General features: G+C 66.2%; 20 protein-coding genes. 13 read left to right on the top strand and 7 right to left on the bottom strand.

Annotated elements, in window-relative coordinates:
• The first annotated feature begins 79 nt into the window (after positions 1-79).
• The 4 genes from AC5P6E_RS00435 to AC5P6E_RS00420 all read left to right on the top strand — a co-directional run bounded on the left by AC5P6E_RS00435 (position 80) and on the right by AC5P6E_RS00420 (position 3,438).
• Positions 80-553, top strand: a complete 474-nt coding sequence (locus AC5P6E_RS00435; RefSeq protein WP_010481496.1) for a hypothetical protein — start codon at positions 80-82, stop codon at positions 551-553.
• A gap of 8 nt (positions 554-561) precedes the next feature.
• Entirely contained in the window at positions 562-1,239 is a 678-nt protein-coding gene (locus tag AC5P6E_RS00430) for a response regulator transcription factor (protein ID WP_005410804.1), read from the top strand.
• Entirely contained in the window at positions 1,202-2,569 is a 1,368-nt protein-coding gene (locus AC5P6E_RS00425) for a sensor histidine kinase (protein WP_032952284.1), read from the top strand. The genes AC5P6E_RS00430 and AC5P6E_RS00425 overlap by 38 nt, the downstream gene beginning before the upstream one ends.
• A 482-nt stretch (positions 2,570-3,051) precedes the next feature.
• Entirely contained in the window at positions 3,052-3,438 is a 387-nt protein-coding gene (locus tag AC5P6E_RS00420; protein WP_019336436.1) for a hypothetical protein, read from the top strand.
• A 58-nt stretch (positions 3,439-3,496) separates the two neighbouring features.
• On the opposite strand, the gene coaE is transcribed toward AC5P6E_RS00420, so the two are convergent.
• The 3 genes from coaE to AC5P6E_RS00405 are packed head-to-tail and all read right to left on the bottom strand — an operon-like array spanning position 3,497 to position 6,251.
• Positions 3,497-4,108, bottom strand: coding sequence for a dephospho-CoA kinase (gene coaE, locus AC5P6E_RS00415; RefSeq protein WP_043402827.1), 612 nt, complete (start codon positions 4,106-4,108; stop codon positions 3,497-3,499).
• A gap of 11 nt (positions 4,109-4,119) precedes the next feature.
• The gene (locus AC5P6E_RS00410; RefSeq protein WP_032128827.1) at positions 4,120-4,983 is read right to left on the bottom strand and encodes a prepilin peptidase; all 864 of its coding nucleotides are present in this window, start codon (positions 4,981-4,983) and stop codon (positions 4,120-4,122) included.
• 8 nt (positions 4,984-4,991) lie between these two features.
• On the bottom strand, positions 4,992-6,251 hold the full coding sequence (locus AC5P6E_RS00405) for a type II secretion system F family protein (RefSeq protein ID WP_272774732.1): 1,260 nt from the start codon (positions 6,249-6,251) through the stop codon (positions 4,992-4,994).
• A gap of 359 nt (positions 6,252-6,610) precedes the next feature.
• On the opposite strand from AC5P6E_RS00405, the gene AC5P6E_RS00400 reads away from it, so the two are divergent.
• Positions 6,611-7,039: a pilin gene (locus AC5P6E_RS00400; protein WP_272774730.1), complete on the top strand. Its 429-nt coding sequence runs from the start codon at positions 6,611-6,613 to the stop codon at positions 7,037-7,039.
• A gap of 290 nt (positions 7,040-7,329) precedes the next feature.
• Entirely contained in the window at positions 7,330-9,057 is a 1,728-nt protein-coding gene (gene pilB, locus AC5P6E_RS00395) for a type IV-A pilus assembly ATPase PilB (protein WP_272774729.1), read from the top strand.
• A 228-nt stretch (positions 9,058-9,285) separates the two neighbouring features.
• On the opposite strand, the gene AC5P6E_RS00390 is transcribed toward pilB, so the two are convergent.
• Positions 9,286-10,659 carry a sigma-54-dependent transcriptional regulator gene (locus AC5P6E_RS00390; RefSeq protein WP_109814725.1) on the bottom strand — a complete coding sequence of 458 codons (1,374 nt, stop codon included), beginning with the start codon at positions 10,657-10,659 and terminating at the stop codon, positions 9,286-9,288.
• 60 nt (positions 10,660-10,719) lie between these two features.
• The gene (locus AC5P6E_RS00385) at positions 10,720-12,333 is read right to left on the bottom strand and encodes a sensor histidine kinase (RefSeq protein ID WP_019660167.1); all 1,614 of its coding nucleotides are present in this window, start codon (positions 12,331-12,333) and stop codon (positions 10,720-10,722) included.
• A gap of 405 nt (positions 12,334-12,738) precedes the next feature.
• Between AC5P6E_RS00385 and sucC the strand changes: the two genes are divergently transcribed.
• From sucC to AC5P6E_RS00370, 3 genes are all read left to right on the top strand, one after another.
• The gene (gene sucC, locus AC5P6E_RS00380) at positions 12,739-13,908 is read left to right on the top strand and encodes an ADP-forming succinate--CoA ligase subunit beta (RefSeq protein ID WP_495230596.1); all 1,170 of its coding nucleotides are present in this window, start codon (positions 12,739-12,741) and stop codon (positions 13,906-13,908) included.
• 20 nt (positions 13,909-13,928) lie between these two features.
• On the top strand, positions 13,929-14,804 hold the full coding sequence (gene sucD / locus AC5P6E_RS00375) for a succinate--CoA ligase subunit alpha (RefSeq protein ID WP_005410793.1): 876 nt from the start codon (positions 13,929-13,931) through the stop codon (positions 14,802-14,804).
• Between the two features lie 225 nt (positions 14,805-15,029).
• Positions 15,030-16,664, top strand: a complete 1,635-nt coding sequence (locus tag AC5P6E_RS00370) for an NAD+ synthase (RefSeq protein WP_019336428.1) — start codon at positions 15,030-15,032, stop codon at positions 16,662-16,664.
• Positions 16,665-16,784: 120 nt separating this feature from the next.
• Here AC5P6E_RS00370 and AC5P6E_RS00365 read toward each other — a convergent pair whose 3' ends face one another.
• Positions 16,785-17,987, bottom strand: coding sequence for a lipase family protein (locus AC5P6E_RS00365; RefSeq protein WP_019336427.1), 1,203 nt, complete (start codon positions 17,985-17,987; stop codon positions 16,785-16,787).
• Between the two features lie 190 nt (positions 17,988-18,177).
• Entirely contained in the window at positions 18,178-19,065 is an 888-nt protein-coding gene (locus AC5P6E_RS00360; RefSeq protein ID WP_029379759.1) for an outer membrane protein assembly factor BamD, read from the bottom strand.
• 114 nt (positions 19,066-19,179) lie between these two features.
• Here AC5P6E_RS00360 and rluD point away from each other — a divergent pair, with 114 nt between their 5' ends.
• Genes rluD through AC5P6E_RS00340 form a run of 4 tightly spaced genes read left to right on the top strand, consistent with a single transcriptional unit; the run spans position 19,180 to position 21,878 of the window.
• Positions 19,180-20,169, top strand: coding sequence for a 23S rRNA pseudouridine(1911/1915/1917) synthase RluD (gene rluD, locus AC5P6E_RS00355; RefSeq protein WP_010481528.1), 990 nt, complete (start codon positions 19,180-19,182; stop codon positions 20,167-20,169).
• Entirely contained in the window at positions 20,169-20,939 is a 771-nt protein-coding gene (gene pgeF / locus AC5P6E_RS00350) for a peptidoglycan editing factor PgeF (RefSeq protein WP_329835924.1), read from the top strand. Before rluD ends, pgeF begins: the two co-directional genes overlap by 1 nt.
• Positions 20,940-20,959: 20 nt before the next feature.
• Entirely contained in the window at positions 20,960-21,466 is a 507-nt protein-coding gene (locus tag AC5P6E_RS00345; RefSeq protein WP_019338720.1) for a DUF4166 domain-containing protein, read from the top strand.
• Complete coding sequence (locus AC5P6E_RS00340; protein WP_019338719.1) at positions 21,441-21,878, top strand: DCC1-like thiol-disulfide oxidoreductase family protein; 438 nt, start codon at positions 21,441-21,443, stop codon at positions 21,876-21,878. The genes AC5P6E_RS00345 and AC5P6E_RS00340 overlap by 26 nt, the downstream gene beginning before the upstream one ends.
• Positions 21,879-21,885 lie beyond the last annotated feature (7 nt).

The raw sequence follows: 21,885 nt of genomic DNA, 5'->3' as shown, positions 1-21,885 counted from the left end.
GCCCCTGCGCATGGCACTTGCTGGCGTGAAGGTGGTGCGAATACAGTCAGCACTCAACTCAAACAAGGATTCGTTTGTCATGAAGTCCCTCCTGATGTCGGCGGTCCTGATCTCGGGCCTGACCCTGGCCACCGCCGCCTCTGCATCGAACCAGGCCGGTGAGGTCTTTATCCCCGGTAAGCCGCTGCAACAGCAGATCGAGCGCATCGAAATCGAACTCAACGATGGCGAGACCTACAGCGAACTGAAGCAGACCGACCGCAGCCGCGTGCGCGAGGCGCTGGTGCGCATGCGTACGGCCGTCGAGCAGCACCCTGACCGCGATTCCATGCCTGAACAGGTACGAACCGATGTCTTCAACGACCAGCAGATCGTGAACACGGTTTTGACACAGGCACGTGAAGATAGTCGTCTAATATGCCAACGTGAAAAGGCCACGGGTTCGAACCGGGCCACGACGCAGTGCACTACCGTTGCCGAGCGCGCCCGGCGGAAGGACAAGGCACAGCGTGATATGGGCCAGGCCCAGCGCGTCGGCAAATTCGTCAATTAGAGGTGACAGTGAGAATCCTGGTAATCGAAGACAACAGCGACATTGCGGCCAACCTGGGCGACTACCTGGAGGACCGGGGCCACACCGTGGACTTCGCGGCTGACGGGGTTACCGGTCTGCACCTGGCCGTGGTGCACGAGTTCGACGCGATCGTGCTGGATCTCAATCTGCCAGGCATGGACGGCATCGAGGTCTGCCGCAAGTTGCGCAATGAAGCGCGCAAGCAGACCCCGGTACTGATGCTCACCGCCCGCGACTCGCTGGACAACAAGCTGGCGGGCTTCGATTCCGGCGCGGACGACTACCTGATCAAGCCGTTCGCGCTGCAGGAAGTGGAAGTGCGTCTGAACGCCCTGTCGCGTCGCGGCAAGGGCGTGCAGACCCGCGTGCTGGAAACCGGCGATCTGGAATACAACCTGGATACGCTGGAAGTGCGCCGCCAGGGCAAGCTGCTGCAGCTCAACCCGACCGCACTGAAGATCCTGCAGGCGCTGATGGAAGCGGCCCCGGCCGTGGTGACCCGGCAGGAACTGGAAACCCGTGTGTGGGGCGAAGAACTGCCCGATTCCGATTCCCTGCGCGTGCACATCCATGGCCTGCGCGCGGTGGTCGACAAGCCGTTTGAAGTGCCGCTGATCCAGACCCGCCATGGCATCGGATACCGCATCGCCACCCCGGAAGCCTGATTCGGTGGCAACCAAGGGGGAGCGCCGGCGCACGCCTTATCGGCGGCGCCTGCGCAGCCGCATCATCGTTTCGTTCGTGTTGTTGGGCTTCTGCCTGACGACACTGTTCGCGTTCGCCACCAACTGGGCCCGCCTGCGCGTGGAAAACCAGCTGGTGGAAGAGCTGATGAACCGCAACATCGACGAGTATGCGCGCCGCTATTACGAGCACCCCGGGCATAACCCGGACGCGCCGGTGCTGCAGATCAGGGCCTATGCCTATTCGAAGGACAAGTTCGACCGGGTGCGCGAAGAACGCGCGCAGTGGGCGGGCTTCTCCGATGGCATCCACAGCGTCAGCGGTGACGAGCACGGCGAGCCGTACTCCTACAAGCTGGCCGTGCGCAAGACGCCCGACGCCTGGTTCTTCCTTGCCTATGACATGACCGACAGCGTGCGCGGCGGCAAGCAGCTCAACCGCGCGCTGGTGCTGTCGGTGCTGGTGTTCAGCGTGCTGTCGCTGGTGCTGGGCTGGTGGTCGGCGTCGAAGGTGATGAAGCCGGTGTCGGATCTGGCTGCGCGGCTGCGTGCCTATCGCGGCGGCACCAGCGATCCCGAACCGCTGGCGCCACGCTTCCCCGACGACGAAGTGGGGCAGTTGGCACAGGCGCTGGACGACTATTCCTCGCGACTGACCGAAGTGGTGCAGCGCGACCGTGAATTCAATGCAGACGTCAGCCATGAGCTGCGCACGCCGCTGGCGGTGATCCGTGGCGCCACCGAGCTGCTGCTGACCCGGCCCGGCCTGGACGAGAAGGTGCTGCAGCGCCTGCAGCGCATCCAGCGTGCCGAACAGCAGTGCAGCGACCTGATCGGCGCACTGCTGCTGCTGTCGCGCAACGAGCGCGGGCAGGGCACCAGCAACGTCGCCCGCGTGGCCGAGCAACTGCTGGACGCGCATCGTGCGCAGCTGGGTGGCAAGCCGCTGGAACTGCTGCTGGAAGGTGAGCGCAACCTGGTGATCGATGCGCCCGAGGCGGCGCTGTCGGTGGCACTGGGCAACCTGATCGGCAATGCCGTGAAGTACTCGCAGGACGGCGAGGTACGCGTGTTCGTCGGCACCAATTCGGTGTCGGTGACCGACAGCGGCCCGGGCCTGAGCGAGGAAGACGCAGCCAAGCTGTTCCAGCGTGGCTACCGTGGCACCCACGCCGGCCATTCGCAGGGCGGCGGCATCGGCCTGTCGATCGTCAGCCGCCTGTGCGATCTGTACGGCTGGCAGGTGAGCGTGCGCCCCGGCGGCCAGCGTGGCGTGATCGCCACCCTGACGTTCTCGCCGAAGCCGTTGTAAGGGCCCCTGCTCTGGTGGGTGCCGACCTTGGTCGGCACGAACCCTGCCGACCTTGCATCGCGCTCTGTGTCGCTTGTGCCACCGAATCATCCTCGCGCGATGATCGGGCCTCAGGCCCAACACGACACCGCCGTGATCGCTGCCGCGCCCTGCGCGTGTTCCAGCGCACGCATTGGCAAGCCCGCGCCGCACTTGGGAATTTCCTTACAGATCGCCGCGTGCGGCGATGGCCTGATGACCTGGCCGGGGCAGGTGCCTTGGCCGGGATTGGCGTCCTGAAATCAACTGTTAGATGGAAAGCTTCCGATGCCTCGCGCGGCATCGCGGACAATGCACTGTGCTCGCTTCATGGCGGGCGGTGCGTGGGGATTCCCGGGAATCCGCCGGAGTTTCCATCCATCTGGGAGTTGTCCGGTACGCCAACCCGCACCGTCCGCCACCTTGCATCTGCAGGTGGCCTGCCGACTGCGAGGAGCTCCACCATGTCCACCCGCCCGCTGTTCCCCCAGCTGCACGCCCTGATCGGCGATGCGGCGAACCTGCTGCCTGCCGACGTCGCCGAGCGTGTCGAAGTTCTGCTGGATGACCCCAAGGACCTGCTGCCCGCGCTGCTGGCGCGCATGGATGGCCGCGACGCCGCCGACGGCCAGCCGCTGGACGTGCAGGGGGCCAGCCCGGCGCAGGCAGCCACGATGGCCGGCCTCAGCCGCACGCTTGCCGGTCTGAATACCCTGATCCAGCTGCTGCACGCCGCCGAACTCGCGCGAGAGCAGGGCGGTGCCCGCCAGCAGCTCAATCCCGATGTGGTCGACGGTCTGCTGCTCGGCGCGCGCGAACTCGCCCGCTACGCCCGCCTGCAGCTGGAGTAGATCCACGCCACGCGTGGATGCGCTTTGGTAGTGCCGGCCGCTGGCCGGCAACCCGGCCTCAACCCCCGGCCAACCCCAGATACCGCGCATGCAGCTGTTCCACCTGCACCTGCAGGTCCTCCGGCTGCCCATCATTGACCACCACGTCATCGGCCAACGCCAACCGCTGCGCGCGGCTGGCCTGGGCAGCAATCATCCGGTCGGCCAGCGCCGCGTCGATACCATCGCGCTGCATCAGCCGGGCGTGCTGCACGGCTTCGGGCGCATCCACCAGCAACACCCGGTCCAGCCATGGGTAGGCCTTCCGCCCGCCCACCTCGGTCAGCAGCGGAATGGCCGCAATCGCATAGGCGCTGGTGGCTTGCTCGCACTGCTGTTGCATCAGCAGACGGATGGCCGGGTGGGTGATCGCTTCCAGCGCCGTCCGCTCGGCCGGGTCGGCGAACACGTGGGCGCGCAGGCGCCCCCGGTCCAGGCTGCCGTCGGCCAGCAGCATGTCGGCGCCGAAGCGCTCGGCAATGCGGGCCAGGGCGGGGCTGCCGGCGGCTACTACGGCGCGTGCGGCCAGATCGGCGTCGGCCACCACGATCCCCAGCGCCTCGAAGCGCCGGGTCACCTCACTCTTGCCCGAGGCGATGCCCCCGGTCAGGCCAACCACATAGCGGCTCATGGGGACTCCCCTCAGCGCAGCCCGCTCATCACCAGGTACTGCTCCACCAGTGGCGCACCCCACATGAAGTAGAGCCAGCCGGCGATGGCCAGGTACGGCCCGAACGGGATGGGCGTGGCCCGGTCACGACCGCGGCTGTACAGCCAGATCGAGCCGATGATGGCGCCCAGCACCGACGACAACAGGATGATCGGCAGGATGCCCTTCAGCCCGCACCAGGCGCCCAGCGCCGCTAGCAGCTTGAAGTCGCCGTGGCCCATGCCTTCCTTGCCGGTCAGCTGCTTGAACAGCCACCAGACCGTCCACAGCGACAGGTAACCCACCGCCGCACCCACCAGGGCGGGCTTGGCCGGCATGTACAGGTTGTCGATGCTGCCTATCAGCCCCAGCCACATCAGCGGCAGGGTGAGCTGGTCGGGCAGCAGCTGCGTGCGCAGGTCGATACCGGACAAAGCGATCAGGAAGCAGGTCAGCACGATGGCACCGAAGCCCTGCCAGCCGAAGCCGAACTGCCAGACGCAGGCGAGCACCAGCACCGAGGTCAACGCCTCCACCAGCGGGTACTGCAGCGAGATCGGCGCCTTGCAGTGGCGGCATTTGCCACCCTGGATGATCCAGCTGAACAGCGGGATGTTCTCGTACCAGCTCAGCTTGTGCTTGCAGTGCGGGCAGTGCGACGGCTCCACCACGATCCCCGGTGGCGGGGGCTCATAGAAGTCCGGTTCCTCCAGGACTTCGCGCGCATCGCGCTTCCACTGCCACTCCAGCCGCTTGGGCAGCCGCAGGATGACAACGTTCAGGAAACTGCCCAGCAGCAGTCCCAGGGCGGCCGCGGCGGGGTAGCCGAGGCCGGGGTGCTGGTCGAGAAATGCCATTGATACCTTTAGCCGACGACGGCGCCGAGTTTGAAGATGGGCAGGTACATCGCAATCACCATGCCGCCCACAATGGTACCAATGAACACCATGATCATCGGCTCCAGCAGGCTGCTCAGGGCATCCACCGAGTTGTTGACCTCCTGCTCATAGTACTCGGCCACCTTGAATAGCATGGCGTCCAGGGCGCCTGCCTCTTCGCCAATGCCGGTCATCTGGATGACCATGTGCGGGAACAGGTTCAGCTGTTTCATGGCCATGTTGACCGGATAGCCGACCGAGACGTCGTCCCTCATTCGCAGTACGGCTTCCTCATACACCTTGTTACCGGTGGCGCCGGCCACGATGCCCAGGGCCTCCACCAGCGGCACGCCAGCCTTGAATGTCACTGCCGTGGTGCGGGCGAAACGGGCGATCGAGCTGTTGTGCATGATCTGGCCAAGCACTGGCACCTTCAGGATTAGCCGGTCGACCGTATGCTGCATCTTGGGCGAGCGCTTGTAGAACATGATGGTGCCAACGATCGCGCCAATGAGGGCAATGAGCATCAGCCACCACCAGCTCACCATGAACCTGGACAGGTTCACCACCATTTGGGTGAACGCCGGCAGATCTGCGCCAAAGCTCTTGAAGACTTCCTCGAACTGAGGCACCACCCAGATGAGAAGGATTGAGCTGACCAAGAGCGCCACCACCAGCACCATGGCTGGGTAGAACATTGCCTTCTTGATTTTGCCCTTAAGAGTTTCAATGTTCTCTTTATAGGACGCGATGGTATCGAGTACGGTCTCCAGCACGCCCGCCCCTTCACCAGCACGCACCAGGTTGCGGTACAGCTCGTCGAACTGCACAGGATGCTTGCTGATGGCTTCATGCAATGAAGACCCGCCCTCGATATCGGTGCGAACGCCATTCACCATCTTCTTCATGCGCGGGTTTTTGTGTCCGCTGCCGATGATCTCCAGCGCCGAGACGATCGGCACACCGGATTTCATCATCGTCGCCATCTGACGGCTGAAGAAGGCGATATCCTTTGAATTCACGGCCTTACCGGCCGCACCGAAGAGCGGCTTCGGTTTCGGCTTGACCTGGCCTGGGTTGATTCCCTGCCTACGTAGCTCGGCGCGTAGCATGTTGGCGTTTTTGGCCAACTGCTCGCCCTTCATCTTGATACCCCGCTTATCGGTCCCCTCCCAGACAAACGGCTGCAGCTCCATGGTGCTACGCGCCACGGGCTCTTTCTTGATCGCACTGCGACTGACAGACATGTTGGCTCCCCAAGGCCCGCCATCCCCAGGCGGGCATCCTGACCGGCGATGGTAGCCGGTTCAGGGCCGTCCGGGGAGCCTGCTGGCGTGACGCCGCGCAGGGTTTTCGACCTGGCGAGACGAAAGGTGACGCACCGCGTCACATTGCCGCGTCCATCGCAGATTCGCTTCTGGGGGGTTCCCATCCGCGAAATTGCTGCCATCATTGGCTCGGGGAAATCCAGGGGGAGGCATGTCTGTGTTGGCATGCAACCTGCGTTGAACCACCCGCAGGGCGCAGGGCCCGCTCAGTCGGCCTGAAGGTCGGTCTGGTCTTGTGCACTGAAATCACCAACCACCTATCTTGGGGACGTACCGTTATGAAGAACCAGAAGGGCTTCACCCTTATCGAACTGATGATCGTTGTTGCGATCATCGCCATCCTCGCCGCGATCGCGCTGCCGGCCTACCGTGACTACACCGTCCGTGCGAAGGTCAGTGAATCTGTCATGGCGCTGAGCGCATGCAAGACTTCTGCGACGGAGTTCTTCTCGTCCCAGAACAAGCTGCCGACTACTTTGGCCGAGGCGGGCTGCAACGAGGCGACCACTGGCATCAGTCAGTATGTCGATAAGCTGGCCCTGTCAGCCACCACTGGGGCAATTACTGTAACCACGAAGGGCACTGGCGCGAAGACTGCGGAATGCGACTTGACTCTGACTCCGACCGTGAGCGGCGGCGAAATTACCGCTTGGGCTGGCACCCACGCCAAGTGCGATGCCAAGTACGTGCCGGCTAACTTCCGCTAAGTACAATTCGTCACCGTGATTGAATGAATCAGGCAGCTCATTGAGCTGCCTGATTTAGTTATTTTGCGGGTTGTGGAGGTTAGCTGGGGCGCTACTCCATGGTGCCATCTAGCAAATTCATCTGCGGACAGCTGTCCACACTTCCAAGGTATTCCATATTGCCAGCTGGCTATGGCGCCAGCTGAATGAGTCTCTGCCATTTGGGGCCATATGGAAGGCCTGTAATCACTTGTGTTCTAGCGCCGGCGCGTGAGGTACTCTTCAGCAGGGGAGTAGGAGTTTTACCTCAAATGAATACCGTAACCACCGCCAATCTCGTCGGCATCACAGGCCTGGCCCGCCGCTTGGTCCAGGACGGTGCCCTGGATGAGGCCTCTGCCCGCGACGCCATGGCCAAGGCCACGGCGGCCCGTCAGCCGCTGCCCACGTGGTTCGCGCAGAACAAGCTGGTCAGCGCCTCGCAGCTCGCTGCCGCCAATGCGGTCGAGTTCGGCATGCCCCTGTTCGACGTGTCCACCTTCGATGCCAGCCAGAACGCGATGAGCCTGGTCAGCGAAGAGCTGCTGCGCAAACACAACGTGCTGCCGCTGTTCAAACGCGGCGGCAAGCTGTTCGTGGGCACTAGCAACCCGACCCATGCGCTGGATGAGATCAAGTTCCACACCAATCTGGTGGTGGAGCCGATCCTGGTCGATGAAGACCAGATCCGCCGCACGTTGGAGCAATGGCACGCCAGCCATGACACCATCGGCGACGCGCTGAGCGGCGACGACGAGGGCATGGCCAACCTCGACGTTGGCCTGGGCGACGAAGACAACGCGGGTGGCGACTCCGGCATCGACGCCAAGGGCGACGACACTCCGGTGGTGAAGTTCGTCAACAAGGTGCTGGTCGACGCGATCCGCAAGGGCGCATCGGACATCCACTTCGAGCCCTACGAAGACGATTACCGCGTGCGCCTGCGCATCGACGGCCTGCTGAAGATGGTGGCGCGTGCGCCGGTGAAGTTGAACCAGCGCATCGCTGCGCGCCTGAAGGTGATGGCGCAGCTGGATATCGCCGAGAAGCGCGTGCCGCAGGACGGGCGCATCAAGCTGAACCTGTCCAAGACCAAGCAGATCGACTTCCGCGTGAGCACGCTGCCGACCCTGTTCGGTGAAAAGGTGGTGCTGCGTATCCTGGATGGCAGTGCGGCCAAGCTGGGTATCGACAAGCTTGGCTACGAACCGGACCAGCAGAAGCTGTTCCACGACGCCATCCACAAGCCGTACGGCATGGTGCTGGTGACCGGCCCGACTGGTTCGGGCAAGACCGTGTCGCTGTATACCGCGCTGGGCATCCTCAACGACGAGACGCGCAACATTTCCACCGCCGAAGATCCGGTGGAAATCCGCTTGCCCGGCGTCAACCAGGTGCAGCAGAACAACAAGCGCGGCATGACCTTCGCCGCGGCACTGCGCTCGTTCCTGCGACAGGATCCGGACATCATCATGGTCGGCGAAATCCGCGACCTGGAGACGGCCGAGATTGCGATCAAGGCGGCGCAGACCGGCCACATGGTGCTGTCCACGCTGCATACCAACGATGCGCCGCAGACCATCGCGCGCCTGATGAACATGGGTATCGCCCCGTACAACATCACCAGCTCGGTGACGCTGGTGATCGCGCAGCGCCTGGCACGCCGGTTGTGCGGCAACTGCAAGCGCCCGGCCAACCTGCCGGAGCATGCGCTGCTGGCCGAGGGCTTCACCCAGGCGCAGCTGGATGCGGGCATCCAGCTGTACGAGGCGGTGGGCTGCGATGAGTGCACCGAGGGCTACAAGGGCCGAACCGGCATCTACCAGGTGATGCCGATGACCGACGAGATCGCCACGATCGTGCTGGCCGGTGGTAATGCGCTGCAGATTGCCGAGGCGGCGCAGCAGATCGGAGTGAATGACCTGCGGCAGTCGGCGTTGAAGAAGGCGGCCGCGGGCGTGACCAGCCTGGCCGAGATCAATCGCGTGACCAAGGATTGAGGTAGAGCCGAGCCTATGCTCGGCTGATGGCCCGAAGAGCAGCCGAGCGTGGGCTCGGCTCTACAGTAGATCCACGCCATGCGTGGATGATCGGCCACGGATCCCATAATAGATCCACGCCATGCGTGGATGATCGGCCACGGATCCCATGATAGATCCACGCCATGCGCGGATGGCGCGGCGGCGCAACGCCAACCAAGGTTGGCGCCTGCCAGGGCCGTTCGGCCCTTACTCCATCCCCAGCTTCTTCAGCTTGTAGCGCAGCGCGCGGAAGGTGATGCCCAGCTGCGCGGCGGTCCGGGTCTTGTTCCAGCGGTTCTCTTCCAGCGCGCGCTGGATGGCGCTGCGTTCCAGCTGCTCGATGTACGAGGGCAGGGCGGCGCTGCCGGGTTGCAGGTCGGCCACGGCTTCGGCGGGAGCTGCGCCACCGGGCGCACGTGGGGCGTGCTGCGGCAGGCGCAGGTCGTCGGCGCCGATGCGGTCTTCTTCGGCCAGTGCCAGTGCGCGTTCCAGGATGTTCTCCAGCTCGCGCACATTGCCCGGGAATGCATAGTGGGCCAGCGCTTCCAGCGCCGACGGCGCCAGCAGCGGGGTGGCACGGCCGTGGCTGCGGGCCAGCCGCGCCAGCACGGCGGCCGCCAGCTCCGGCAGGTCCTGGCGGCGCTCGCGCAGCGGCGGCACCTTCAGCTCGATCACGTTGATGCGGTAGTACAGGTCGTGGCGGAAGCGCCCATCTTCGACCAGCTCGGCCAGGTCCTTGTGGGTGGCAGAGAGGATGCGTACGTCCACCGGCTCTTCGTTGGCCGCACCGACCGCGCGCACCGACTTCTCCTGGATCGCGCGCAGCAGCTTCACCTGCATCTGCAGCGGCAGCTCGGCCACTTCGTCCAGGAACAGGGTGCCGCCGTGCGCCGCCTGGAACAGGCCGGGCTTGTCGGCATGGGCGCCGCTGAAGCTGCCTTTGCGGTGGCCGAAGAATTCGCTCTCCATCAGCTCGCCGGGAATGGCGCCGCAGTTGACCGGAACGAACGGGCCGGCCGCACGCGCGCCCTGGGCGTGGATGGTGCGGGCGACCAGTTCCTTGCCAACCCCGGATTCACCGAGGATGTAGACCGGCGCCTGGCTGCGCGCGACCTTGCCGATGGTGGTGCGCAACACGTCCATGGCCGGCGAAGCGCCCAGCAGGCGTGCAGCCTGTTCGGTGGCGGGGCCGGGCGCAGGGCGTTCGGTGTTGTTGAGTTCCAGCGCGTGCTTGACCAGGCCACGCAGCACCGAGATGTCCACCGGCTTGCTGACGAAGTCGAAGGCGCCGGCTTTCAGCGCTTCCACGGCCAGGTCCATGCTGCCGAACGCAGTGATCATCGCCACCGGCGTGCGCGGGTAGTGCTGGGCGATCTCGCTGACCAGCTCAATGCCGTTGCCATCCGGTAGGCGCATGTCGGTGATGCACAGGTCGTACGGATTGCTGGCCAGCAGCTCGCGTGCTTCGGCCAGGTTGGCGGCGGTACTGATGCGCAGCCCCATGCGGCCGAGGGTCAGTACCAGCAGTTCGCGGATGTCGCGTTCATCGTCGACGACGAGGGCGCTGCGGGTTTCGTTCATGGGCGTGAAAGATAAACGAGGGGGCTGGAAGCGACAAATGTTTGACGCACAGATTTGGGATCAGGTGGGCAACAGCGTGTGCGGGCCGGGCAGCACCAGGCGGAAGCAGGAGCCGCCTGCCGGCACCGGGATGTAGTCGAGCCGTGCCTGGTTGGCCCGGCACAACTCGCGGGCGATATACAGGCCCAGCCCGGTGCCGTGCTCGGAGGTGGTGAAGAACGGACGGAACAGCTGTGCGGCCACGCTCTCGGGAATGCCCGGGCCACGGTCCATCACGTCGATCACCGCGCTGCGCTCGTGCTGGGCCACGCGCAGGCGCACCCGTGCCGGCTGCTGGCCGATACGGCCGTACTTCAATGCGTTGTGCACCAGTACGGTGAGCACCTGGTACAGGTGCTTGGTATCGACCTGCGCCATCACCGCCGTATCGCTGATGATCGGTTCGATGCTGTCGGTTTCCAGCGTCTGGCCCTGCTTGTACTCCAGCACGAAGCGGCGCACGAAGGCGACCAGGTCGACGTTCTCGGGCGTGGCGCGTTCGCGCCGTGCCAGCCCCAGCACGCTTTCGACGATGCCATTGGTGCGCTGGCATTGCTGGCGGATGATCTGCAGCAGGCGGCGGTCGCTTTCGTTGAAGCCGGTGCCTTCTTCCAGCAGCTGCACGGCATAGTTGATCGCCGCCAGCGGGTTGCGGATTTCATGGGCGAGGCTGGCGGAGAAGCGGCCCATGGCCGACAGAGTGAGCGATTCGGCGCGCCGCGAGACCACGCTGGAATCGTCCAGGAACACCAGGGCCAGCTCGCTGCCCGCCAGCAGGCGGGCGAAGCGCGGTTGCACTTCGGGCTGGTCGGGGTTGAGCTGCAGCGGCAGTTCGTCCTGCGCCCAGCCGTTGCGCCAGCGCTGCAGGCGGCGCGCCAGCTCCGGCGCGGCACTGGCCAGATCCAGGCGTCCTGTCTCACCGATGCCGTCATTGTCACCGAGCAGCATCGAGGCCGCTTCATTGGCCAGGGTGATGCGGTTGTCGGCGTCTACCACCAGCACGCCAGTGCGCATGCGGCGGATGATCAGTTCGTTGATCTGGAACAGGTTGGCTACTTCGTCGCCGCGCTGGTTGGCCAGCTGCTGGTTGCGGCGTGCGCGGCTGCCCACTTGGTAGCTGATGAAGGCCAGCGCCAGGTAGCTGGTGGCGAACATGGCCAGCTCGGCCAGCGTGCGGGTGGGATCGCCGCCTTCCAGCACTTTCCACAGGTATTCGGTACCGGTGGCCAGGCTGGCCGCGACTGCCAGGCCCAGCCCCCAGCTCAGCGGCAGCAGGGTGGCGGCCGCGGCGATGTTGAACAGCAGCGACATCGAGATGCCGGCGCTGGCGCCGGGCAGGGCGTGCGCCAGCAGGGTGGCGGCGATGATATCCACCAGCACGCTGGTGACCACGATGGGGCGGAGCCAGCGTTCGTTGCGGCCGATCGCCAGGGCCAGCAGCGACAGCACCAGATAGATGGCCGCAACGGTATCGGCCAGGCGCGGGTGATGGGCCTCGCCGACCATGCCGGACAGGGGGCTGTAGAGCAGGCCGGCGATGACCGCGGCGATCAGCACCCGGTACAGCGCGAAGAAGTACAGCTCACGCCGCGGAATCGATTCGATGCGGTCGATCAATGAAGCACTGGGTGACACGCCGGAACTCCCCTTCTGGCTGCCTGGGTCTGGAATCTGCGGCGGCCCTGCCTGGCATCCCCTGAAGCCGGGCGGGTACGTCGCTTCTCTGTGGCCTGCGGTGGAAGCAGCCGGGCAGGCCCGGCACTACACACTTTGGTTGACCAGTATAGGGCTCCCGGCAGGACGCCGCCGGAGCCGCCCGGATCGCGCATTTGGCCCGCCGTGGATACCGGTGGCCAACGGCGGCCCGGGCGCAACTGCCTGAATGACGGTGGAAATCTGGCCGGGTCTGGCGTTTTGTACAGACTTCTTTGCGCCCCGGCGCTGGCTCGGCCACAATAGTGGGCCCGCCGCGGTCCATGCCGGCGCCCCGCCGGGGCCCTGAGGAATTGCGTGCGGTCGTTCCTATTCCCACGGTGACGCATGAATTTCCACGAATACCAGTCAAAACAACTGCTTGCCGAGTACGGCATCCCGGTCCCGGCCGGCAAGGTCGCTGCGACCCCGGACGAAGCGGTTGCCGCTGCCAACTCCCTGGGCCAGGGCCCCTGGATGGTCAAGGCGCAGATCCACGCTGGCGGCCGCGGCAAGGCTGGCGGCGTCAAGTTCTGCAAGACCACCGACGACGTGAAGGCCGCTGCGGCCAAGATGCTCGGCACCAAGATGGCCACCTACCAGACCGCAGGCGTTGAACTGCCGGTCAACCTGGTGCTGGTGACCACCGCCGGCGAGATCGTCAAGGAACTGTACCTGTCGGTGCTGGTCGACCGTGGCACCAAGACCATCACCTACATCGCCTCTTCGGAAGGCGGCGTGGAAATCGAGCAGGTCGCTGCTGAAACCCCGGAGCTGATCCACTCGCTGAACGTCGACTTCGTCGAAGGCGTGCAGGGTTACCACGGCCGTGATTTCGGCTTCAAGCTGGGCCTGACCGCCAAGCAGGCCGGCCAGTTCGCCAGCATCATGGAGAACCTGTACCGCCTGTTCAACGAAAAGGACCTGGCCCTGGTTGAAATCAACCCGCTGGCCATCCTGGACGACGGCAACCTGTACGCGCTGGACGGCAAGTTCGACAGCGACGACAACGCCGCGTTCCGCCAGAAGGCCCTGGTCGCCATGCGCGACAAGACCCAGGAAGATCCGACCGAAGTGATCGCTTCGGAGCTGGACATCAACTACGTCACCATGGACGGCAACATCGGCTGCATGGTGAACGGCGCCGGCCTGGCCATGGCCACCATGGACGTCATCAAGCTCAACGGCGGCGAGCCGGCGAACTTCCTGGACGTGGGCGGCGGTGCCAACAAGCAGCGCGTCATCGAAGCGTTCAAGCTGATCCTGTCCTCGGACAAGGTTGAAGGCATCTTCGTCAACATCTTCGGCGGCATCGTCCGCTGCGACATGATTGCCGAAGGCATCATCGCCGCCGTGAAGGAAGTGGGCGTCAAGGTTCCGGTCGTGGTGCGCCTGGAAGGCACCAACGTGGAAGAAGGCAAGCAGCTGCTGCGCGACAGCGGCATGGCCATCATCCCGGCTGACAACATCAACGATGGCGCCAAGAAGATCGTTGAAGCTGTCAAGAACGCTGCCTGATTCGACACCAAGGAATTCCCATGTCTGTTTTGATTAACAAGAACACCAAGGTGATCGTGCAGGGCTTCACCGGCCAGCAGGGCACCTTCCACGCCACTCAGATGATCGAGTACGGCACCCAGGTTGTTGGCGGCGTGACCCCGGGCAAGGGTGGCACCACCCACATCGACCTGCCGGTCTTCAACACCGTTGCCGACGCCGTGCAGAGCACCGGCGCCAACGCTTCGGTCATCTACGTGCCGCCGCCGTACGCGGCCGACGCGATCCTGGAAGCCGCTGCTGCCGGCATCAAGGTCATCGTCTGCATCACCGAAGGCATCCCGGTGCTGGACATGCTGCGCGTCAAGAACGTGCTGACCCGTTCGCATCCGGACACCGTGCTGATCGGGCCGAACTGCCCGGGCGTCATCACCCCGGGTGAGTGCAAGATCGGCATCATGCCGGGCCACATCCATCAGCCGGGCAAGATCGGCATCGTGTCGCGTTCGGGCACCCTGACCTATGAAGCGGTCAAGCAGACCACCGAAGTCGGCCTGGGCCAGTCCACCTGCATCGGCATCGGTGGTGACCCGATCAACGGCCTGAACTTCGTCGACTGCCTGAAGCTGTTCAACGAAGACCCGCAGACCGAAGGCATCATCATGGTTGGCGAAATCGGCGGTGACGCCGAAGAAGCCGGCGCCGAGTACATCAAGAACCACGTGAAGAAGCCGGTCGTCGGTTTCATCGCCGGTGCGTCGGCTCCGGCCGGCAAGCGCATGGGCCACGCCGGTGCGATCGCCTCGGGCGGCAAGGGCACGGCCGAAGGCAAGTTCGCCGCCATGGAAGCTGCCGGTGTTGTCACCGTCCGTTCGCCGGGCGACCTGGGCGCTGCCATCGCCAAGCTGGTGAAATAAGAACGACTGCCTCTGGCAGCCGATTCTGTAGAGCCGAGCCCACGCTCGGCTTGCTTTGGAAAAGCCGCCCTCGGGCGGCTTTTCTGCGTCTGGCGGCCGCCTGGTCGGCCCATCCACGCATGGCGTGGATCTACTGAGCCAGGGCTGTCCACGCAGTGAGCGCGCCCGGCGCGCGCATGGCGCAGCGCTACAATGGCGGCATTGCAACCACAGGCTGGATTCCCAATGGCTTCGATCCGCATCGCGATGGCGCAGTTCGACTTCCCGGTCGGCGATGTCGCCGGCAACACCGAGCGCATCATCGAGATGATCGGCCAGGCGCGCGACGAGTACGGCGCCGAGCTGGTGATGTTCCCCGAGCTGGCGGTGAGCGGTTACCCGCCGGAAGACCTGCTGCTGCGCCCGGGCTTCCTGTACGAGTGCGAGCAGGCGATGACCCGCATCGCTGCCGCCTGCCGTGGCATCACCGCCGTGGTTGGCTGGCCACAGGCGGCCGGCGCGGTGGTCTACAACGCCGCCAGCGTGCTGCGCGACGGGCTGGTCGAACAGACCTACCGCAAGCGCGAGCTGCCCAACTACGCGGTGTTCGACGAGCGCCGCTACTTCGATGTCGATCCGGATGGCGGCAGCTGCGTGTTCGAGGTCAACGGTGTGCCGGTCGGCCTGCTGATCTGCGAGGACCTGTGGTTCGCCGAGCCGTTGGCCGACACCGTGCGCGCCGGCGCGCAGCTGGTGATGGTGCCGAATGCGTCGCCGTACGAGCGGGGCAAGCATGCCCAGCGCGATGCGGTGCTGGCCGCGCGCACCCGTGAGAGCGGGGCGGCGATCGCCTACCTCAATGTGGTCGGTGGCCAGGACGCGCTGGTGTTCGATGGCGCCTCGGTGGTGGCCGATGGCGACGGTACCGTGCACCCGGCCGCCGCCGCCTTCGTCGACCAGTGGCTGGTGGTGGAGTACGACGGTGAAACCCGCCGCTTCATGCCGCACGTGTGGATGGACGATGGCGACGAGAGCATGGACGCGCTGGCCTGGCGTGCCGTGACCCGTGGCATCCAGGACTACTGCCGCAAGAACGGCTTCAGGAAGGTGTGGCTGGGCCTGTCCGGTGGCATCGATTCGGCACTGGTGCTGGCCATGGCCGTGGACGCGATGGGCGCCGAGAACGTCACCGCCGTGCGGTTGCCGTCGCGCTATACCGCAGGCCTGTCCAATGACCTGGCGGCCGAGCAGTGCCAGGCACTGGGCGTGAAGCTGGAGGCGGTGTCGATCGAGCCGGCGTTCAAGGGCCTGATGGAATCGCTGGCGCCGATGTTCGAGGGCACCACGCCGGACGTGACCGAAGAGAATCTGCAGTCGCGCAGCCGTGGCGTGATCCTGATGGCGCTGGCCAACAAGTTCGGCGGCCTGCTGCTGACCACCGGCAACAAGAGCGAGTACGCGGTCGGTTACGCCACCATCTACGGCGACATGTGCGGTGGCTATGCGCCGTTGAAGGACCTCTACAAGACCGAGGTGTTCGGGCTGTCCAAGTGGCGCAACACCGTGGGCGGCGCACCGGTGATCCCGCCGGCGGTGATCAGCCGCCCGCCGTCGGCCGAGCTGCGCGAGAACCAGCTGGACCAGGATTCGCTGCCGGCCTATGACGTGCTGGATGGCATCCTGTACCGCTACATCGATCAGGAGCAGTCGCGCACGGAGATCGTGGCGGCCGGTTACGACGCGACCGTGGTCGACCGCGTGCTGCGCCTGGTGCGCATCAGCGAGTGGAAGCGGCATCAGGCCGCGCCCGGGCCGAAGGTCTCGCGCCGGGCGTTCGGCCGTGAGCGTCGTTACCCGATCAGCAACGGCTACAAGGGCTGAGGCCCGGTCCAGCAGACGACAGGGAGTGCCGGCCGATGGCCGGCAACCCGTTGGCCCTCTCCGATGGGTGCGGACCTTGGTCCGCACGATGGTCGAAGATCATCCACGCATGGCGTGGATCTACCGGGCTTCGCCGAGCAGCTGTTCGAGGCCGGCGGTTTCCGCAGCGTCGCTGAAGTGGCCGCCCTCAAGCCGTGCACGCACAAATGCCAGGCCATCCGCCGCCGCCGCATCCAGCGTGCCGCGGTGGTCGACCGGGTAGCGTCGGAACGCGACCGGCTCGCCTCGCAGGGCCAGGCCTGCGGCGTACAGCAGCGTGGTCAGATAGGGCACATCGCGGTCCGCGCTGCCATGGCCCAGCATCAGTGGTTGGCTGAAGCCGCGGCGCGGTACGCCGAGATAGTCGTACAGCACCGCCCAGATGCCCGGCACGCTGGTCAGCGGTGCAGTGAACATGCTGCCGGTATCCGCACCGTCCAGGGTGGCGGCCAGTTCGCCCAGGCACTGCTCACGTGCCACTGCCACGCGGGCGCGGCCGGTGTCGCTGAGGACGCGGTCGATCTGCGGCGCGACCTGCAGCAGGCCATCGAGCAGATACGCGTGATACGCGTTGACTGCACCTGGATTGGCGGTGCGGTTGTCCGGTTTCATCACCAGCGCGGTCAACTCCACTGCCGTGGGCGTACCGGTGGTGAAGCTGCCGCGGTAGTGCAACGCCGGCCCTCCATAGGTGGGGGCGATGTGGCCTGCGGTGAGCGCGGCGGCGCCACCCTGCGAATGGCCGACCGAGACCCAGCGCGGCGACAGCGCTGCGTTGCCCAGGTACTGGCGGCTGGCTTTGACGAGGTCGATGGCGTTGCGCGCGGCAGTGCGCACATGCAGATAGGCATGGTCACCTGGACTGCCGAGGCCCTGGTAGTCCGCGGCGACCACCGCATAGCCCTGTGCCAGGAACTGATCGAGGAAGCGCCCGTCGCGTTGGGGTTGGTAGGGGCCGGACACCGAGGGCGCACAGCGATCTGCGATGCCCTGGGTGCCATGTGCCCAGGACACCACCGGCCAGCCGCCTGCAGGCGCCGCGCCGGCGGGCAGATACAGCAGGCCGGTGCCTTCGGCCAGCTGGCCGCGATGATCCGGGGTGCGGTAGTGCAGCTTGTAGGCCTGCGCGGCCTTGGACGGCACCCATGACGCGCGATAGGGGGCAGCAGACAGCAGGTCGCCCGGTGCAACCGGCGCGGCGGCCAGGGGGCCCGGGGACAGCGCCAGCAGGGCAGTGGCGAGGAGGCCGGCGAGAGGGCGGAAACGGCGGGGTAGTGGGGTCATGAGGCGCTCCTTCACGGCCGGGATGGCCGTTGCGCCGCAGTGTGGAGGGGCTCGCCCGCGCCGAGTGGGACCGGCGTCGCATCCGCCGGGGATTCGTAGAATTCCTAGTGTCGTGGTCCATGGGCGCACGAACCCTCCACGCATGGCGTGGATAACCGACAAAGAAAAGGCCCCTTGCGGGGCCTTTTTCTTATTTCTTTTCCAGTCGCGCGTTGCGCTGGCCGGTGCTGGCGGACTTCTCGCCAGCGAACGGGTTCAGCTTGCGGATCATCCACGGGTACTTCGGCCACTTGCCTTCCAGCCACGGGTGGTCCGGCTGGTTCAGCTGCAGGACGCGGCGGGCGTCGTCGGCCAGGGTCTTGTTGCCCAGGTGGGTGTAGGAATCGGCCAGGACGGCGACGGCGTCGTACTGGAACGCGCTCTGCGGGTAGGTTTCCAGCAGGTAGTTGGCGCGGCCGGCGGCCGAGACCCAGGCGCCGCGGCGCATGTAGTACAGGGCGTTGTCGAGCTCGTGCTGGGCGAACACGTCACGCAGCTCCAGCATGCGCTGGCGCGCATCTGCGGCGTACCGGCTGTTCGGGTAGCGGTCCACCACGATGTTGAAGTCCGAATACGCCTGGTGCGGCGTGGACAGATCGCGCCGGCTGGCATCCAGCGACCATACGCGACGAAGGAAAACCGTACTGCGATTGGAGTTGGCCAGGCCGCGCAGGTAGTACAGGTACGCGATGTTGCGATGGGTCGGGTAGGTACGGATGAAGCGGTCGATGCTGGACACCGCGTCATCGTGCTTGCCGGCCTTGTACTGGGCGTAGGCGGTCTCGATCATCGCCTGCTCGGTATACGGACCGTACGGATACTGGGCCACCAGGCGGCGGAAGCTGGCTTCGGCGCCGCTCCAGTTGCCACCCTGCATCAGCTTGTGGCTCTTCTCGTACAACTGTTCGACCGGCGTCCCTTCATCGGGGCGATCGCCCTTCTTGGCACCACGGTGGCAGCCGGTGGCGGCGATGACCAGCACCAGCAGCAGGGCGGTGAGGCGGACGGGCGCGGAGAGCATGGCGGAGCGTCGGATCATGGGGTCGAGGCGGGACGCGGCTGGAATACGAAGGGTCGATGATAGCCTAGTGTCCTGTCCAGCGACTGAAACCGGCCGCCGGGACCCCAAAATTTCAAAGAATGCCCCCCTGCCATGTCTGAACAACCCTCTGAATCGGCCCGCCAGGCCATCGTCCCCGACACCGCTGCCGGCCGCCGTTTCGACGCCGTCGTGGCCGAACTGTTCCCCGAATACTCGCGGTCGCGCCTGACCGAGTGGATCAAAGCCGGTGAGGTCCTGCTGGACGGCGCCCAGGTGCGTCCGCGCGATCCGCTGCGCGGCGGCGAGGTGGTGACCCTCAACGTGGTGCTGGAAACGCAGACCGACGCCCAGCCGGAGGACATCCCGCTGGACGTGCTGTTCGAGGACGAGCACCTGCTGGTGATCAACAAGCCGGTGGGCCTGGTGGTTCACCCGGGCGCCGGCAACCACAGCGGCACCCTGGTCAATGCCCTGCTGTTCCGCGACCCGTCGGTGGCGGTACTGCCGCGCGCGGGCATCGTGCACCGCCTGGACAAGGACACCAGCGGCGTGATGGTGGTGGCCAAGACCCTGGAAGCGCAGACCGCGCTGGTCGAGCAGTTGGCCGCACGCGACGTGCACCGCCAGTACCTGGCCATCGTGATGGGCGCGCTGGTGGCCGGCGGTACCGCTGATGCCCCGATCGACCGCCACCCGCGCGACCGCCTGAAGATGGCCGTGCGCGAGGACGGCAAGGAGGCGATCACCCATTACCGCCTGCGCGAGCGCTTCCGTGCGCACACCGCGCTGGAGTGCCGCCTGGAAACCGGCCGTACCCACCAGATCCGCGTGCATATGGCGCACGTGCGCCATCCGATCATCGGCGACCCGCTGTACGGCGGTGCATTGAAGCTGCCCAAGGGCGCCAGCGACGAGCTGGTGGCCGCGCTGCGCGGCTTCAAGCGCCAGGCCCTGCACGCCGAGACGCTGGAGTTCACGCACCCGATCACCGGTGAGCCGGTGCGCAACACCGCGCCGGTGCCGGACGACATGCTGCACCTGATGAAGGTGCTGCGCGAAGACAGCGAAGCCTTCGCCGCGCGCGAGCGGGACCGCTGGTGATGGCTGCCGCGCTGCCCTTGTTGCAGGCGGACTGGCCGGCGCCTCCGGGCGTCCATGCGCTGACCACGCGCCGGCACGGTGCGGGCATTTCGCCGGCGCCGTTCGCGCAGTTCAACCTGGGCAACCGGCACGCGGCCGATGGTGATACCCCCGCCAATGTGGAGCACAACCGCCAGCTGCTGCAGCAGGGGTTGGCGCTGCCGTCGGCCCCGCACTGGCTGCGCCAGGTGCACAGCAGCACCGTGCTGCGCTTCAGCGCGCCGCCGGTGCCCGGCGCCAGCGAACCGGTGGCCGATGCCGCGGTGACCTCGGTGCCGGGCGTGGTGCTGGCGATCCTGACCGCCGACTGCCTGCCGGTGGTGTTCGCCGCCGCCGATGGCAGTGAGGTGGGCGCGGCCCACGCAGGCTGGCGTGGCCTGGCCGACGGCATGCTGGAGGCCACGGTGGCCGCCATGCAGACGCCGCCGGCGCAGCTGCGGGCCTGGCTGGGCCCGGCCGCAGGACCGGCCGACTACGAGATCGGCGAGGAGGTCTACCACGCCTTCGTCGGCCACGATCCGGCGGCCGAAGCAGCGTTCGTGGCGACGCGCCCCGGTCACTGGAAGGTGGACCTGTTCGCGCTGGCCCGACAGCGCCTGCAGGCGGCGGGCATGGACCCGGCGCAGGTGCATGGCGGCACGGTGTCGACCATGGCCGATCCGGACCTGTATTCGCACCGGCGCGATCGTCGCACCGGGCGCATGGCAACACTGGCCTGGATCGCGCCCTGACCACTCCGCTGTTCGCGCGCGTGCTGGGGCCGGCCTTCGCCACCTTGGCCGCGCCAGTGCAGGCGCTGCATGCAGCGCCGTTGCCGTGCCGCTACGTGGGGCAGGCGCGCATCGTGAGGGGGTGGCACTGGCTGGTGCCGCTGCTGGCTGCGTTGGCACGGTTGCCAAAGGACGGAGACGCGCTGCCGACCGAAGTGGCGTTCAGGGCACACGGGCAGGGCGAGCAGTGGGCGCGGCGTTTTGGGCGCTGGCCGATGGTGTCGCGGCTGTGGGCGCATGAGGGATACCTGCGCGAGCAGTTGGGCGCGGTGCGCTTCGAATTTGATCTGCAGGCCCGCGAAGGTGGCATCGACTGGTCGGTGCGGCGGGTCTGGGCCTTCGGGCTGCTGCCGCTGCCGAGGCGCTGGTTTGGTGGCGTGCGTTGCCGCGAAGCCTGGCAGGGTGAGCGTTACACTTTCCTGGTCGATGTGACGCTGCCCTGGGTGGGAGCTCTGATCCGCTATGAAGGCTGGCTCGAACCGCAGTGAGGCCGCCGCCGAGGCTGGCAGCGCGGTGATCGTATTCGATGGCGTATGCGCGCTGTGCAACCGCTGGGTGCGCTTGCTGCTGCGCTTCGACCGCAGGGGGCGCTATCGCTTTGCGGCGATGCAGGGCGCACAGGGCAGCGCGATGCTGCGCGCGCACGGGCTGGACCCGCAGGACCCGATGTCGTTCCTGCTGCTGGACGCGCAGGGCGCCTGGACCGATACCGATGCGATCCTGCGCGTGCTGGCGGGGCTGGGCGGCGCCTGGCGTTTGAGCGGCGTGCTGCGGGCAGTGCCGCGCGGCTGGCGTGATGCCGCGTATCGCGCGCTGGCACGCAACCGTTACCGCTGGTTCGGGCGGCATGACGCCTGTTACCTGCCCGCACCGGAGCAGGCCGCGCGGTTCCTGGATTGATCGCCTG

The organism is Stenotrophomonas sp. YJH_SMC_16 (assembly GCF_059367875.1).
Note: the sequence above shows the minus strand (reverse complement) of the source record. Positions and strands in the feature narration are given on the sequence as shown.